We start from the raw sequence: 15,710 nt of genomic DNA on the forward strand, positions 1-15,710 counted from the left end.
GCGCGGGAGCCCGGAAGCTCGACAGCCGGGCTCCCGCCGGTGGGACCGCCAGGGGCGGGGACGGCTCAGGGGCGGGGACGGCTCAGGGGCGTGGCCCGCCCCCGTCGGAACACTGCAAGCAGTCCGTGCTGAAGAGCTCCTCCCGGTCCACACGCCCTACGAACTCTCCGGACAGGCCGTCCCCGCCCTCCTGCCCGGACAACAGGGCCCGGCGCGGCAGCGTTGCCTCGAAGGAGGCCTCCTCCCCCTCCTCGGTCCTACCGGTGCACACCACCATCAGGTACCCCTGCGGCTCCTCCTCGGGAGCCGCGGTGAAGGTCGGCCCCAGCTCGGGGGCGGCGGTGAAGGTCGGGCCGTCCCCGGCCGGCCCGTCGGCCGGCGTCCCGCCCTTCTCCGAGTCCGAGGGTGTTCTGGAGGGGGAGGGCGACCCCGGTGCCTCGACCGAGCACACCAGCCCTTCGGAGAGGGGATGGCCGTGGCTCGCGAAGGCGCGCTCGGCGCCCGGGCGCAGGGCCGTCGCGGACAGGTCCTCGGCGGCCCGTTCCAGTTCGGCCCTCGTCGCGTCGGGCTCCTCCTGTCCGGACGAGCACGAGGCCAGCGCACCGCACAGCAGCACCGCGGCCAACGGTGCGAGGGCGGCGGTCGAGCGCACTCCCATGGGTCCCTCCTGGATCATCGGTGCAGGCACGCAGCCGTGAGGCACACGCACCCCGGCGCCCAAACTCGCCGATGCGAGCTATCAGTGATATGTCCGACTCGGGTTAAAAGAGTGAAAAGTTACCCATGTTCTGGTCAAGCTGTATGGACGCGAGCAGGCTCGGGTAGAGCACCCGATGCCCTAGAATCGATCGCATTTACCGGTCCGTCCTGCGAGCACGGCCGGTATGTGCAAGCACACCCCGCCCGCACTCACGGGCGCACCGGGTGAACCACGGCCCCGCGCCGGGAGTCGAACCGGGCACCGACCTCGACATCCGTACTCGACGACCGCACCGCGACGGCCCACAGACCGTCCTTCCTCCGGAGGTGGATCGTGTCCGCTGACCACCGAGAGCAGCAGCCCGGCCAACAGGGTTCGCGCATCGACCCGCACGTGGATCGCTACGCGCTCCGAGCGCAGGGCATGGTCGCGTCGGAGGTCAGGGCACTGTTCGCCGTCGCCTCGCGTCCCGAGATCGTCTCCCTGGCCGGCGGCATGCCCAACGTCGCCGCCCTGCCCCTGGAACAGATCGGGGACCTGGTCAAGGACGTCGTCTCCGAGGAGGGCCCGGCCGCCCTGCAGTACGGCTCGGCCCAGGGCGACCCCGTCCTGCGCGAACAGCTCTGCGAGTACATGACGCTCGAGGGCATCGATGCCGCACCCGACGACGTCATCGTCACCGTCGGCTCCCAGCAGGCCCTGGACCTGATCACCCGTGTCTTCGTCGACCCCGGCGACGTCGTGCTCACCGAGGCCCCCACCTACGTGACCGCGATCAACACCTTCGCCGCCTTCCAGGCCGACATCCGCCACGTGTCCATGGACGAGGGCGGTGTCGACGCCGGAGAACTCGACGAGGCCCTCACCCGCGCCGCACGCGAGGGCAAACCCGTCAAATTCTTCTACACCATCCCCAACTTCCAGAACCCCGGCGGCATCACGATGACCGCCGAACGCCGCGCCGAGGTCATGCAGGTCTGCGAGCGCCACGACGTGCTCGTGGTCGAGGACAACCCCTACGGCCTGCTGCGCTACGACGGCCAGGCCCAGCCCACCCTCTACTCCCAGGGCAGGGGCAACGTCATCTACCTGGGGTCGCTGTCCAAGACCCTCTCGCCCGGCCTGCGCATCGGCTGGGCCCTGGCCCCCTCCGCCGTCCGCGCCAAACTGGTCCTGGCCGCCGAGTCGGCCATGCTCAGCCACTCCACCTTCAACCAGCTCGTGGTGCGCCGCTACCTCGACACCTTCCCCTGGCGCGAACAGATCAAGACCTTCAACACCATGTACGGCGAGCGCCGCGACGCCATGCTCTCGTCCCTGTCCGCTCTCATGCCCCGGGGTTGCACCTGGACCGAACCCGAGGGCGGCTTCTTCGTCTGGGCGACCCTGCCCGAGGGCATCGACGCCAAGGCCATGCTCCCGCGCGCGGTCACCGAACGTGTGGCCTACGTGCCCGGCACCGGCTTCTACGCCGACGGCCGCGGCCGCGCCTCCATGCGCCTGAGCTTCTGCTACCCCACCCCCGAACAGATCCGTGAGGGCGTGCGCCGCCTCGTCGGCGCCATCGAGGGCGAGCTCGACCTGCGTGATACCTTCGGCTCCACCCTCGGCCCGTCGGCCGAGGGCAGCCAGGCACCCGCGGCCGACCTGCCCTGAGCATCTCCCAGAGGGCAATGAGCACGATGACAGAAGAACAGAAAGAGGTCCCCGCCGTGGCCGACCTGGACCGGGTTCTCGTCCTCGCCGGAGGACTGTCCCCCGAACACGAGGTGAGCCTGAACTCGGGCCGCAGCGTCGCCGAGGCCCTGCGCCGCCTGGACGTGGAGGTCCAGGCCACCGACGTCGACTCCGGACTCCTGGACCGTCTGGCCCAGGACCCGCCCCAGGTCGTCTTCCCCGTCCTGCACGGCGCGGCCGGCGAGGACGGCGCCATCCGCGAGGTCCTGGAACTGGCAGGGGTGCCCTACGTGGGCGCCCGACCGCAGGCCTGCCGCCTGGCCTACTCCAAACCCACCGCCAAGGCGCTGCTGGCCGACCGGGGTGTGAACGTGCCGCGCGGGGCCACACTGCCCAAGTCCCTCTTCCACGACCTGGGCGCCCCCGCACTGCTGGAGCGCCTGGCCGACCGGCTCGGCCTGCCCCTGTTCGTCAAACCCGACCGGGGCGGCTCGGCCTTCGGTGCCGCACCCGTGGCCTCCAGCCAGGACCTGTCGGCCGCACTGGTCTCCTGCTTCGCCTACAGCGACTCCGCCCTCATCGAGGAGCAGGTCCGGGGCACCGAACTGGCCGTGGGGGTGCTCGACACCGGCCAGGGTCCCCAGGCCCTGCCGGCCGTGGAGATCGTGCCCGACGGCGGGGTCTACGACTACGCCGCCCGCTACACCGCCGGGCGCACCGAATTCTTCTGCCCCGCCCGCCTGGACGGGGCCACCCTGGAGGCCGCCGCCGAGGTCGCGCTCACCGCCCACCGCACCCTGGGCCTGCGCGACTTCTCCCGCACCGACCTGATCGTGCGCCCCGACGGCGAGGTCGTCTTCCTGGAGACCAACGTCGCCCCCGGGCTGACCGACACCTCCACCTTCCCCATGGCCACCGCGGCCGCAGGGACGGACTTCGCCGTGTTGTGCCGCGAACTGGCCCAGCAGGCCTACCTGCGTTCGTCAACTTGACCCGGCCCTGAAGGGGTCGGGCTCGGAGGTGGCGCCCAACTGGCTGCCGGGTGGGCTCCTCCGTCCTGCCACCCCCTGCTATGGGGTGGCAGGGGCGCGTGACTCACGCCCCGCGTTCCACACGCTCTGGCCGCGGGCGGCGAGGTTGCGGGAAGCGTTCCGGTCGGCGTGGACAACGACCCCGCACCCCCGGCAGATGAAAAGTCCCTGGCCCACACGGTTGCGCTTGCCGGCGTGGTCGCACGCGGCGCACGTCTGCGACGTGTAAGCAGGATCAACGAAAACCACGGGCACACCCGCCCGCTCGGCCTTGTAGACGAGGAAGCCGGCGAGCTGGGCGAGGGCCCAGGAGTGGAGCGCGACCCGTTGGGGCGTCGGAAAGAGACCGCGGCCGCAGGCCGTCGTTCTGGCCCGCAGGGCGAGTTGGCGCTTGCGGTGGCGGTTCAGGCCCCGCCCGGCGGCCCTGTAGCCGGTGGAGGTGGTGGCGCTGTGGGCGATGCCCAGCTCCACACCGATGAACCCCTCCGGCTCGTACTGCTCGGCCTCGGCCACCTCACACGTGGCCAGGGGGTAGAAGAACACCCCCTCGCGCTCGATCAGGTCGGACCCGCCCTGTGCCGGTACTCCCGGAGCATTTTGAGTGCCTCGGCCGAACAGGCGAAGCCGATGTTCTTGACACGGCCGGCCGTGGTCCGGATCGAGACGGTCTGCGCGTCCAGCTGCCAGGACAGGCACCGCTCGTCGTAGGGATGGACAGCCTCGGGCCGGAACCCGACGGGCTCGGACTCCGCCGTACCACGTGCTGGGCCGCCTGCGCGCCCAGCCCGCGGGCCTTGGGGTCGGCGTAGGTGTGCTTGCGCAGCTCGTGCTCACGCGGCACACCGCGCTCGAACGCGACCTGGGAGACCCGGTTGGCGGCCCCGTTGACCGCGCCCAGGGTCGCCGACAGCGCCGACGCCTGCTCGGCGCCCGGGGTGAGCTCGACCTGCACCGTGATCTTCACACGCGTGAGCACAGCGCCGCCCTCTGGCACCTCGGGGGCCAATCCCGGGATCCGCAGGGCCCGCGCTCGTCTGCGCCCGGCCCGGGCCCGTGTCACCGGCCCGGGTCCGCCAGAGCCTCCTCGAGGGCCCACGGCCCCACACAGAATGGGCCGACTTGTTCGGGAGCCGGGTAGGCCCGGCACTTGTACGCCGTCCGCATACACCGAAGATCACAGAAGTCATGTACAGCAGGGAGCCGTTTCCCGGTTCCCTCCCCCTGAAGGTCGGGGCCTCCTCCGGAAGACAACGGTGACCGCACGCCCCGAGTCGCAGGTCACTTTCGTTCCGGTCGGGCCCAGCCGCTCACGCAGATGCCCGGCGGTCGTCCCGGACTCGGGAACCGGGCCGCTGCGCCCGTTGACGTCGGTGTCCATGAGGGGACCTCGGAGCAGGGCGTGATGTGGACATCGGCAACGTAGAGGCGCTCCCTCTCCCCGTCAGTTTCCGCGCCCGGCCCCTCGGGTCGATACGGATCGCCTTGTACCCATTGCCCAGTGTGACGTGGTGCATTAATCTGCCGGAAACGGTTTCCGCTATAAGGAAACAAAATTCCACAAAGCCCCTGCGTGCGGGAGACACCATGGCCGTCCGTTCCGGCAGCAACCCCCCCCTGATCGCCGCCCCCGCTTCTACCGTTCCCTCCTCTTCCAGGTCCTCGCGGCTGTGGCGATCGGCGTCACGATCGGCCACTTCTGGCCCTCGCTCGGCGAGAGCCTGAAGCCCCTGGGGGACGGTTTCATCCGCCTGATCAAGATGCTGATCGCGCCCCTGATCTTCTGCGTGATCGTCACCGGGATCGCCAAGGTCGGTGACCTGGGGTCGGTCGGCAGGATCGGTGTCAAGGCCTTGGTGTACTTCCAGGTCGTCACCGCCTTCGCCCTCTTCTACGGGATGGTGGTCGCCAACCTGCTACGCCCCGGCGACGGGTTCGACGTCGACTCGGCCGACCTGGACACCGCTTCCCTGGACGAGGTGACCGGGGGAGAGGAGATCCCCGGCATTGCCGACTTCTTCCTCGACGTGATCCCCGAGAGCGTCGTGGGCGCGTTCGCCGAGAACGAACTTCTCCAGGTGCTCTTCTTCGCCGTCTTCACTGCTCTGGCTCTGAGCAAGATGGGCGAGCGCGGCAAGCCGGTGCTCGACCTCATCGACCGGTTCACCGACGTCATCTTCACCTGCATCGGTTGGATCATGCGCGTAGCGCCGTTGGGCGCCCTGGGGGCCATGGCCTTCGTGATCGGCGCCTACGGCCTCTCCTCGCTGGGCAGCTTCGGCATGCTCATCTTCGCCTGTTACACCGCGGCACTCGTCTTCTTCCTCGTCCTGGTCGTCATCGCCCGGACCTTGGCCGGGGTCAACCTGTTCAAGTTCCTGCGCTATACGCAGGAGGAGTTCGTCCTGGCCATCGGCGCGGCCTCCTCCGAAGCGGTCATGCCCCGGATCATGCAGAAGCTCAGCAACGCGGGCTGCTCGCGGGCCACCACGGGGCTCGTCGTCCCGACCGGTTACTCCTTCAACCTCGACGGTGCCGCGATCTACCTGCCCATCGCTGCTCTCTTCCTCGCGCAGGCCTTCGGTGCCGACCTCTCCGTGGCCGACCAGCTCATGATGATGCTCGTTCTCCTGCTGACCTCCAAGGGGATGGCCGGGGTCCCCGGCTCGGCCTTCCTCGCCCTGTCCGCCACCGCGATCGGCGCCTTCCCCGCCGCGGGGGTGGCGCTGCTGCTGGGCGCCGACCGGCTCATGGACAGCATGCGTGTGTCCATCAACCTGCTCGGCAACTGCGTGGCCACGTTCGTCATCGCCCGCTGGGAGGGCCAACTCGACATGGCCCGGATGCGCGCCGTGCTGGATCGCGAGGAGGTACCGGTCGAGGCCGCCGACGACGAGGACCGGCCGGAACAGGGAGGAGTCGAACCCGCGACCGAGACCGGAACGGCACAGGCCGACCGGGCCGGTACCCGGCCCCACACACGCGATTGACCCGACCGGACCGTGTCTGCTCCAAGAGTCCCGCCCGCGCCCGGAGCCTCAGACCGGATGCGGGCGGGACGTCAACGGACCCACGTCCGAGGCGCGGGTGACGAACGGATGGGTGTCGGCCCGGCCCCGGGCGTGTACCAGCGCCGACAACTCCCGGTGGAAACGCTCACCCTCGGCGCGGAAGGCCCGCGAGAACCCCGGGCGCCCACGCGCCACCGCCGTCCACGGCGGCCGCCGCAACCCCCAGTACGCCAGACACACCCACACCGGCAACAAGCACGCCAAGGTGTGGAGCACTACCCGCCCCGCCGTCCCCGCCCAGGGCACCAGCGTCAGACACAGCCCCACCGAGGCCGCCACCGCTGCCACACCCGCGGCCATGTGCGCCCCGAACTGCCGGCGATGGGCCTGCCACTCCCGCAGGTGCTCACGCAGTCGCCCCTCCGAACGGGCCAACTGCTCCAGCGCCCCGCACACCGCCACCGTCACGAACCCCATCCCCGCCCGGGCCGTGCGTGAGGCGTCGGCGTGCCCGTGCGGGACCAAGTGGTGCCAGGAACGCGGGACCCGTTCCAGGGCCTGTTCCACCCGGCGGTGTCCGCGGTCGGGGGCCAACAGCACTGTCAGCACCCATTCGGTGGCCTCCGCTCCGCTCGGGTACACCCGCGGCGGATCGTCGAGCAGTCCGTCGAAGGCGGACAGCCACAGGTTGTGGTCGGCCGCCGGCTGCCCGGCGGCCGCCAGCGACCCCCGCAGATCCTCCACCAGCGTCCGGTAGCCGGCACACGGGCGCCCCGCACAGGTGTGTTCGGGTTCCGCACAGTGGTGCTCGGCCATGACCCCCATGACCTCCGGACCGGCCCGCGCCGCCACCGGCGCCGACCCGCTGCGCGCCCGCGCCCCCATCGACGTCAGATCCATCTCCCGGCCCCGGAAGACCGGCGGCAGGTCCGGGCGCGACTGCGCCACGAACCGGGCCACCGCCAGATCAGCGTCCAGGGGAGGACGCCCCAGCAGCTCGGTGTCCACCGGCGCAGAGGGGTGCTCCGCCGCGAGCCAGAGGGCCAGCGCCAGGCGTTCACCGTGGTCGGTGAACAACTGGCGCGCGTCGACCCAACGCCGCTGCATCGTCTCGGACAGGTCCCCGGGTGTGCGGTGGTACCGGCCGGCGAACAGCAACGCACCGGCGGGGCGGTGAGGCCGCTGCTCCTGCGTGGGCGCGTGCCGCTCCGTGGCCCGGCGGGGTCCGGGTACCACGGGCAGCGGTTCGGTCGCCTCCGGGTCCTGCCCGTCCGCGTCCGCGGCCCCGCCTGCACCCTCGGGCTCGGTCGGGGCGGTGGTGAGCAGGTCGATGAGTTCACGGGCCGTGGGTCTGTTCTCGGGCTCCTTGCGCAAGCACCGGGCCACCACCGTGCGCAGCGGCTCCTCCAGCACCGCGCAGTCGGGGGTGTCGCACAGGATCCGTTTGATGAGTGCGCTCCGGCGCGTGGCTTCGAACAAGGGCCGGCCCGCCGCGGCGAAGACCATGACCGCGCCCCAGGAGTAGACGTCCAGGGCGGGGGTGAGCCTGGTGTCGGACTCCAGCTGCTCGGGCGCCATGTAGTGCGGGGTGCCCAGGATCCCGCTCGCGGTGAAAGCGGTGGCCTCATCGAAGGCGCGGGCGATCCCGAAGTCGATCACCCGCGGACCGTCCGGGCCGATCATGATGTTGCTGGGTTTGAGGTCGCGGTGCACGATCCCGGCGGCGTGCACGGCCGCCAGCGCGGTCGCGGTCGCCACCGCCAGGCGCTGCAGCGAGGCGCCCGCGCGCGGACCCTCCGCCCGGACCTCCTCGGACAGGGTCGGCCCGTCGATGTATTCCACCGCGATCCAGGGCTGCTCGGCCCCGGGGTCGGCGTCCAGGACCTGGGCGATGCAGAAGGGGCTGACCTTGCGGGCGGCTTCCACCTCCCGGGCGAAGAGCGTGAAGAAATGCGGATCGGTGGCGGGGGTGGTGTGCAGCAGCTTGACCGCGGCGCGCCGACCGTCCTCGTGTTCGCCCAGATGGACCGAACCGAACCCTCCGCGTCCGATCTCCCGGACCAGTCGGAATCCGCCGATCTCGTTGATCCTCGGCCGCATGTTCGTCCTTCGCCGCTCGGGGGTTCGGTGAAAGACCTACCCAGCACGAGAGGTGGATGCTCCGGATCGTGTATATCGAACCGGTGACCGTGCGAGAGGGATCGGCCTGTCCCGATGAGACCAGCAGAGGCCTTGTGCGCGCAGGTGCGAGGACGTTTTCCGTGCTCTTCGTTCACTCGCTGTTGCACGAGCAGGAGGGATTGTCGGCCGATATGGACAACAGTCCTTTTCACGGTGTTCGCGCGAAGGGTCGGTGACAGCCGTTTCTGTTTCGGCTGTCACCGACCCGTGTCTTGTTCCCGGTCAGTTTCCGGTCACAACCCCAATGCGTGCATGGAGAAATGGAAGAGGAACACGAGAGTGAGGATCCACATGAGCCATCCCACGTCCTTGATCCGGCCCTGGGCCGTGCGAAGGAGCGTGTAGGCGATGATCCCGATCCCGATCCCGCTGGCGATGTCGAAGGCGAAAGGCATCATGGTGATCGTCAGGAACCCCGAGACCGAGATCGCCGGGTCCGACCAGTCGATCTGGCTCACCTGGGTCATCATCAGCGCCCCCACCATCACCATCGCCACCGAGGCCGCCTGGGCCGGGACCATGGTGAACACCGGGGAGAACAGCAGGGCAGCCATGAACAGAAGCCCGGTGACCACACTGGCCAGACCCGAACGCGCGCCCTCACTGACACCGGCGGTGGACTCCACGAAGACCAGCGTCGCCGAGGAGCTGGTCAGCCCGCCCACGATCGCGCCGGTACCGTCGGTGGCCAGGATCTGGTTGGTGCGGGGCATGTTCCCTTCGGGCCCGGTCAGATCGGCCTTGCTGCCGATGGCCAGGATCGTGCCCACCGCGTCGAAGAACCCGGCCAGCACCAGGGTGAAGAGGATGACCCCGGCGGTGGTGGGCCCGGCCGAGCTCCAGGCGCCGAACAGGTCCACCTGGAAGAGCAACCCGAAGTCGGGCATGGCGATCACGCTCTCGGGCAGGCTGGGCACACCTCCGCTCCAGGCGTCCTCGCCCAGGCCCGCGGCGTAGTGCACCACCACGGCCAGGACGGTGGCGGCGACGATGCTGTAGAAGATCGCCCCCGAGACCCCGCGGGCCAGCATGACCCCGGCCAGGACCAGACCCACGACGAAGACCAGCATGGGCCAGCCCACCAGGTTGCCGTCCCCGGCCGAGGGGCCGATCTGCAGCAGGGTCCCTTCGCCGGCGCTGACGAAACCGGCGTTGTCCATCCCGATCAGGGCGACGAACATGCCGATGCCCACGCCGATGGCCAGCTTCAACTGGTGGGGCAGAGCGTTCATCACCGCGGTACGCACCCCGGTGACCACCATCAGCACGATGGCCACGCCCTGCCAGACCACCAGCCCCATCGCCTCGGGCCAGCTCATCGCGGGGGCGGCCTGGTAGGCCACCACCGCCATCACGCCCAGAGCGGCCGCGCACGCGATCGGAGCCCGTCCGACCACCCCCATCAGGATGGTCACCAGGCCGGCGGACAACGCCGTCATGGTGGTCAACTGGGCGGGGGAGAGGTAGTCGCCGTTGGCGTCGGGCACACCGCCGAGGATGACCGGGTTCAGGACGATGATGTAGGCCATCGCCATGAACGTGGTCAACCCGCCGCGCACCTCGGTCCCCACCGTCGACCCGCGTTCGCTGATGTGGAAGAACCGGTCGAGGAAGGACCGCTGCGGCCGAGGTGGCGCCGTCGAGCCACGGTCGGCCTCGTGTTGTTTGCTCATGCCCGCTCCTAGGGGGACCCGTCGGTTTCGACAACCGACTGTTCTTTATTTATTACTCTGCGTAACTGAAGAGGGTGTGTGCAGCGACGGCGTGCAACCCCCTCCCGGGGAGTCCCGTCACGCAGAACCGGGAGGGCGGTGCCGGGGGCGCCTCCGGCACCGCCCGGCCTGTCACACGTCGATACCGACGATGTCCTCGGGCCGCACCGGCGCGTGCGTGAGCGGACGCCCGGTGGCCTCCCGCACCGCCGCCACGATCGCCGGCGTCGACGACAGCGTCGGCGGCTCACCCGCACCGCGCAGCCCGTAGGGCGCGTGCGGGTCGGGCCGCTCCAGCACGTCGATCCGCATCGGCGGAGTGTCCAGGATGGTGGGGATCAGGTAATCGGTGAAGGAGGGGTTGCGGATCTCGCTGCCCTCGACCTGGATCTCCTCCATCAGCGCCAACCCCAGGCCCTGGGTCGAACCACCCTGGATCTGACCCGCCAACTGCTGGGGATGCAGGACCTTGCCCACGTCCTGGACCGCGTCCAGGGCCACGACCTTGACCAGGCCCAGGTCCACGTCCACATCCACCACGGCACGGTGCACGCACATCCCGAACTGGGTGTGCGAGGCGCCCTGGCCCAACTGCGGGTCCAACGCCTCCGTGGGACGGTGGTGGAACTCGCGCGTGTGCTCGACCACCGCGCCGCCCTCGGCCGCCTCACCCAACAGGTCGGCCAACGACACCAGCGCCCCGGCCGTGGCCGAGACCACCTTGCCGCCCGTCAGCGACAGGTCGGTGTCCTCCAGCCCCTCGGGGACCAGGCCCTTGGCCCGGGCCAGCGAGAACACCTCGTCACGGACCGATGCGCACGCCACCTTGACCGCGCCACCGGTCATGTACGACTGGCGCGAGGCCGAGGAGGAGCCGGCCGAACCCACCTGGGTGTCGGAGGGTGCGATGACCACCTTCTCCACGCCCAGCTCGGTCCGGGCGATCTGGCCCTTGACCGTCACCAGCCCCTGGCCGACCTCGGCGGCCGCGGTGTGCACCTGCACCACCGGCTCACCGCCCGCGACCTCCATGCGCACCCGCGCCGTGGAGTAGTCGTCGAACTCCTCCGAGTAGCACAGGTTCTTCAGTCCCACGCCATAACCCACACCGCGCACAACACCCTCACCACGGGTCGTGCCGGCCACACCGCCGGGCAGCATGCGCTGGTCGGAGGGGTCGGCGAGGGTCGAACGCTCCGGGGGCATGGGCAGATCACGGCAACGCTCGAGCATCTCCGCCATCGGCAGGGGCATGTCGATCTCCTGCCCCGTGATGACCTTCGATCCCTGCGACATCGCGTTGCGCACCCGCAGCTCCACCGGGTGCATCCCCAGCTCGGCAGCGAGCTTGTCCATCTGCGACTCGTAGGCGAAACACGACTGCACCGCACCGAACCCGCGCATCGCACCGCACGGCGGGTTGGTCGTGTACACCCCGTAGGCGTCCATCAACGCGTTCGGGATCTCGTAGGGGCCCAACCCCAGCGAGGAGGCCACACCCACCACCGCCGGGGTCGCCGACGCGTAGGCGCCGCCGTCCACGATCACCTCGGCCGTGGCGTAGAGCAGGCTCCCGTCGGCACGCGCCCCGTGCTCGTAGCGCATCTTGGCCGGGTGCCGGTGCACGTGCCCGTAGAAGGACTCCTCACGGTTGTAGACGAACTTGACCGGCTTGCCCGTGTGCAGCGCCAACATGCACGCGTGGATCTGCATCGACAGGTCCTCGCGTGCACCGAAGGCCCCGCCCACACCGGCCAGCGTCAACCGCACCTGCTCCTGGTCCAGACCCAGCGCCGGGGCGATCTGGCGCTGGTCCGCGTGCAACCACTGCGTAGCTACGTACAGGTCCACGCCGCCGTCCTCGGCCGGCACGGCCATACCCGACTCCGGACCCAGGAACGCCTGGTCCTGCATCCCCACCTCGTACTCGGTGGTGACCACGGCCGCGGCCTCGGCGCGCAACCCCTCCAGGACCTTCTCCTCACGCTCGGCCGAACCGGCGGCCTCGGTGAAGGCACCCGTACGGATCGGCTGGTACCGCAGCCGGTTGCCCCTCGGGTTGTACTCGGGGTGGTGCGGCACCTCGTCGGCCTCGTGCACCAGCGGGCAGTCGGGGTCCAACGCCGCCTGCCGCGAGTCACTGACCGGGTCCAGGACCTCGTAGTCCACCCGGATACGCTCCATCGCCCGGCGGGCCGTCTCCGGGTGGTCGGCCGCCACCACGGCCACCGGCTCACCCTTGTAACGCACCTTGTCGAAGGCCAGCACCGGCTGGTCCTGGAACTCCAACCCGTAGCGCTTCTCGCCCGGCACGTCCTCGTGCGTGAGCACCGCCTGCACACCGGCGACCTTCAACGCCTCGGTGATGTCGATCCCCAGGATCCGCGCGTGCGGATGCGGACTGCGCAGGGTCGCCCCCCACAACATGTCCTCCATCCACATGTCCGACGAGTAGGCGAACTCACCGGTCACCTTCAACGTCCCGTCCGGCCGCCGCGGGCTCGTGCCCACACCGTCGCGGGTCGTGCTCGACAGGTCCGTCACACGTGTCGTCGCCGCCATCAGCGGCTCACCTCCTTGGTCAGGGCCCGGTGGGCCGCCCGGCCCCGGGCCGCCGCCTTCTCAGCGGGCAGCGTGCGCAACTCACCGCGGTCCACGACCGTCCGGCCGCCGACCCAGAGCCGCTCCACCGGCGGCGGAGCACCGAAGACCAGCGCCACCACCGGATCGTCGATCACGTCGTGACCGAGCCCGTCCACACGCCACAGCGCCAGGTCGGCGACCTTGCCGACCTCGACCGTGCCCAGCTCCTCCTGGCGCCCCAGCACCCGGGCCCCACCAGTGGTGGCCAGCTCCAGGGCCTGGCGCGCACTCAACGCCGTGGGCCCCGACCGGGCCCGCGCCATCAGCATCGCCTGGTGCATCTCACCGGCCATCGTGCTCATCTCGCTCGACGCCGGACCGTCCACACCCAGCCCCACAGGGGCACCGGCCTCCACCAGCTCCGGGACCCGGCAGATCCCCGCGCCCAGACGCCCGTTGGAGGTCGGGCAGTGCGCCACACCCGTGCCCGTACGCGCGATCTTGCCGATCGCCTCGTCCGACAGGTGCACCGCGTGGGCGAACCACACGTCCTCGCCCAGCCAGCCCAGCGACTCGGCGTACTCCACCGGGGTGCACCCGAACTCGGCCAGGCACTGCTCCTGCTCGTCCATCGTCTCGGCCAGGTGGGTGTGCAACCGCACGCCCTTGTCCCGGGCCAGCTCCGCGCCGCGCACCATCAACTCACGCGAGACCGAGAACGGCGAACACGGGGCCACCGCCAGACGCGTCATCGAATCGAAGGAGGGATCGTGGTGGGCGTCGATCGCAGCGGCCGTGGCCTCCAGCGCCCCCTCGGTGGACTCCACCACCTCGTCCGGGGGCAGACCGCCCAGACTCTGCCCGCGGTCCATCGACCCGCGCGCCAGGTCCAGGCGCACACCCACCTCACGGGCGGCCTCCACCTGCGCTGCTACCAGGTCACCGCGCCCCGACGGATACACGTAGTGATGGTCGGAGACGGTCGTGCACCCCGACAGCGCCAGGTGCGCCAACCCCGCCGACGTGGTCTGGGAGGCCACCGCAGCGTCCATGCCCGCCCACATCCGGTAGGAACCGACCAGCCACTCGAAGAGCGTGCCGTCGGCGAACAGCCCCTGGGTCGCCCACTGGTACAGGTGATGGTGGGTGTTGACCAGACCCGGCGTCAGCAGGCACCCGCGCCCGTCCACCCGCTCGGCCCCCTCCGGGACCCACGGGGCCGGACCGGCGCCCACCGCCGCCACACGCCCGCCCTCGACCACCACGTGGCCGTCGACGAACTCCTGACCGGAGACCGTCACCACATGGGCGCCCTCGACGACCAACGCCCCGCTCATGCGCCGCTCCCGGCCTGCGCACGGCGCTCGGCCGCCAGATGCACCGCGTCGATGATCTTCTCGTAACCGGTGCACCGGCACAGGTTGCCCGCCAGCGCCTCGCGGATCTCCGCGTCGTCGGGCGCCTGACCACGGGCACCGACCGTACGCTCCAACAGGTCATCGGTCTGCACCAGCAGCCCCGGCGTACAGAAACCGCACTGGACCGCACCGGCTTCCACGAACGCCTCCTGGACCGCGCCCAGGGGCCGCTCGTCGGTGCCCTTGCCGTGGCCCTGGGCCAGCCCCTCCACGGTGCGCACCTGGCGCCCCTGGGCCTGACCGGCCGCGATCATGCACGAACACGCCGTCTCGCCGTCGAAATAGACGGTGCAGGAACCGCACTCGCCCTGCTCGCAGGCGTTCTTGCTGCCCGGCAGCCCCAGCCGCTCACGCAGCACGTACAGCAGGCTCTCACCCGGCCAGACGTTGTCGGCACTCACGTCTTCACCGTTGACGTTGAACGTCACGCGCATCGCGTGGCTCCCTTCCGGTAGTCGGTCACCGACCAGCTCAGCGCACGCCGCGCCATCACTGCGAGCGCGTGCTTGCGGTATTCCGCACTGCCCCGCTGGTCGTCGATGGGGCGGGCCGCCGAGGCCACCAGGTCACCGAAACGGCGCACCGTGGCCTCCGACAGGTTCGACCCGTTCTCCCAGTCGAACTCCGCGGCCAGGAACTCCTCGGCCGTCTCCGCACGCACCGGTGTGGGCGCGGCCGCACCCAACCCGGTGCCCACCGTGCGCGTGTGCGGGTCCAGTGCCAGCGAGAAGGAGGTCACAGCGATCACCATCGAGTTGCGGGTCCCGATCTTGGCGAACTGCTGGGGCCCGGTCGGCTCCGGCAGCAGCACCGCAGTGATCAGCTCGTCCTCGCGGCAGGCCGTCTCGCGCAGCGACAGGTAGAACTCCCGCGCCGGGACCGTGCGCCGGCCCCGCACCGAGGCCAGCTCCACCACCGCGTCGGTGGCCAGCAGGGCCGGATGGGTGTCGCCGGCGGGGGAGGCCCCGCCCAGGTTCCCGCCCACCGTGCCCCGGTTGCGGATCTGCGGGGAAGCCACCGTGCGCGAGGCCTTGGCCAACGCCGGAGCGCTCGTACCCAGCCCGTCCACGATCCGGGTGTAGGACACCCCCGCACCCAGACGGATCCGCCCCTGCTCGGGGCCCGACTCGGCCAACTCAGGAACACGCGAGAGATCGATCAGGGTCTGGGGGCGGCGCTTGTCGAAGTTCAGCTCCACCATCACATCGGTGCCGCCCATGATGGGCACCCCGTCCGGATGGGCGTGCTTGGCCTCGAGCGCTTCCTCCAGAGTGGAGGGGCTCAGGAATTCCATGCTCGTCCTCGTCGTTGCCAGTGCGCCGTCACAGCCGACGCACGATCGGGTCCTGGGCACCACTCACCGGTGCCCGTTTGTGGAGTACATCACTGTCCCGGGCAGG

General features: G+C 70.4%; 11 protein-coding genes. 3 read left to right on the top strand and 8 right to left on the bottom strand.

Annotation, left to right across the window (positions count from 1 at the left end):
• Positions 1-82 precede the first annotated feature (82 nt).
• The gene (locus tag D456_RS0108105; protein ID WP_017575671.1) at positions 83-658 is read right to left on the bottom strand and encodes a hypothetical protein; all 576 of its coding nucleotides are present in this window, start codon (positions 656-658) and stop codon (positions 83-85) included.
• 375 nt (positions 659-1,033) lie between these two features.
• Here D456_RS0108105 and D456_RS0108110 point away from each other — a divergent pair, with 375 nt between their 5' ends.
• Entirely contained in the window at positions 1,034-2,356 is a 1,323-nt protein-coding gene (locus D456_RS0108110; protein ID WP_017575672.1) for an aminotransferase-like domain-containing protein, read from the top strand.
• Between the two features lie 26 nt (positions 2,357-2,382).
• The gene (locus tag D456_RS0108115) at positions 2,383-3,369 is read left to right on the top strand and encodes a D-alanine--D-alanine ligase family protein (protein WP_017575673.1); all 987 of its coding nucleotides are present in this window, start codon (positions 2,383-2,385) and stop codon (positions 3,367-3,369) included.
• A 78-nt stretch (positions 3,370-3,447) separates the two neighbouring features.
• Here the strand turns inward: D456_RS0108115 and D456_RS27900 are convergent, their stop codons facing one another.
• Positions 3,448-3,951 carry a zinc ribbon domain-containing protein gene (locus tag D456_RS27900; protein ID WP_017575674.1) on the bottom strand — a complete coding sequence of 168 codons (504 nt, stop codon included), beginning with the start codon at positions 3,949-3,951 and terminating at the stop codon, positions 3,448-3,450.
• 1,124 nt (positions 3,952-5,075) lie between these two features.
• Here D456_RS27900 and D456_RS23830 point away from each other — a divergent pair.
• Positions 5,076-6,395: a C4-dicarboxylate transporter DctA gene (locus D456_RS23830; protein WP_017575675.1), complete on the top strand. Its 1,320-nt coding sequence runs from the start codon at positions 5,076-5,078 to the stop codon at positions 6,393-6,395.
• Between the two features lie 48 nt (positions 6,396-6,443).
• Here D456_RS23830 and D456_RS24990 read toward each other — a convergent pair whose 3' ends face one another.
• The 6 genes from D456_RS24990 to D456_RS0108155 all read right to left on the bottom strand — a co-directional run bounded on the left by D456_RS24990 (position 6,444) and on the right by D456_RS0108155 (position 15,604).
• Positions 6,444-8,516, bottom strand: coding sequence for a serine/threonine-protein kinase (locus tag D456_RS24990; protein ID WP_051049425.1), 2,073 nt, complete (start codon positions 8,514-8,516; stop codon positions 6,444-6,446).
• A 314-nt stretch (positions 8,517-8,830) separates the two neighbouring features.
• Positions 8,831-10,270 carry an NCS2 family permease gene (locus tag D456_RS0108135; protein WP_017575676.1) on the bottom strand — a complete coding sequence of 480 codons (1,440 nt, stop codon included), beginning with the start codon at positions 10,268-10,270 and terminating at the stop codon, positions 8,831-8,833.
• A 171-nt stretch (positions 10,271-10,441) separates the two neighbouring features.
• Complete coding sequence (locus tag D456_RS0108140) at positions 10,442-12,871, bottom strand: xanthine dehydrogenase family protein molybdopterin-binding subunit (protein ID WP_017575677.1); 2,430 nt, start codon at positions 12,869-12,871, stop codon at positions 10,442-10,444.
• Entirely contained in the window at positions 12,871-14,229 is a 1,359-nt protein-coding gene (locus tag D456_RS0108145; protein ID WP_017575678.1) for an 8-oxoguanine deaminase, read from the bottom strand. Before D456_RS0108145 ends, D456_RS0108140 begins: the two co-directional genes overlap by 1 nt.
• Complete coding sequence (locus tag D456_RS0108150) at positions 14,226-14,744, bottom strand: (2Fe-2S)-binding protein (protein ID WP_017575679.1); 519 nt, start codon at positions 14,742-14,744, stop codon at positions 14,226-14,228. Before D456_RS0108150 ends, D456_RS0108145 begins: the two co-directional genes overlap by 4 nt.
• Positions 14,735-15,604, bottom strand: coding sequence for an FAD binding domain-containing protein (locus D456_RS0108155; RefSeq protein ID WP_017575680.1), 870 nt, complete (start codon positions 15,602-15,604; stop codon positions 14,735-14,737). The genes D456_RS0108150 and D456_RS0108155 overlap by 10 nt, the downstream gene beginning before the upstream one ends.
• Positions 15,605-15,710: the final 106 nt, after the last annotated feature.

The sequence above is a fragment of the Nocardiopsis kunsanensis DSM 44524 genome (assembly GCF_000340965.1).
GTDB lineage: Bacteria > Actinomycetota > Actinomycetes > Streptosporangiales > Streptosporangiaceae > Nocardiopsis > Nocardiopsis kunsanensis.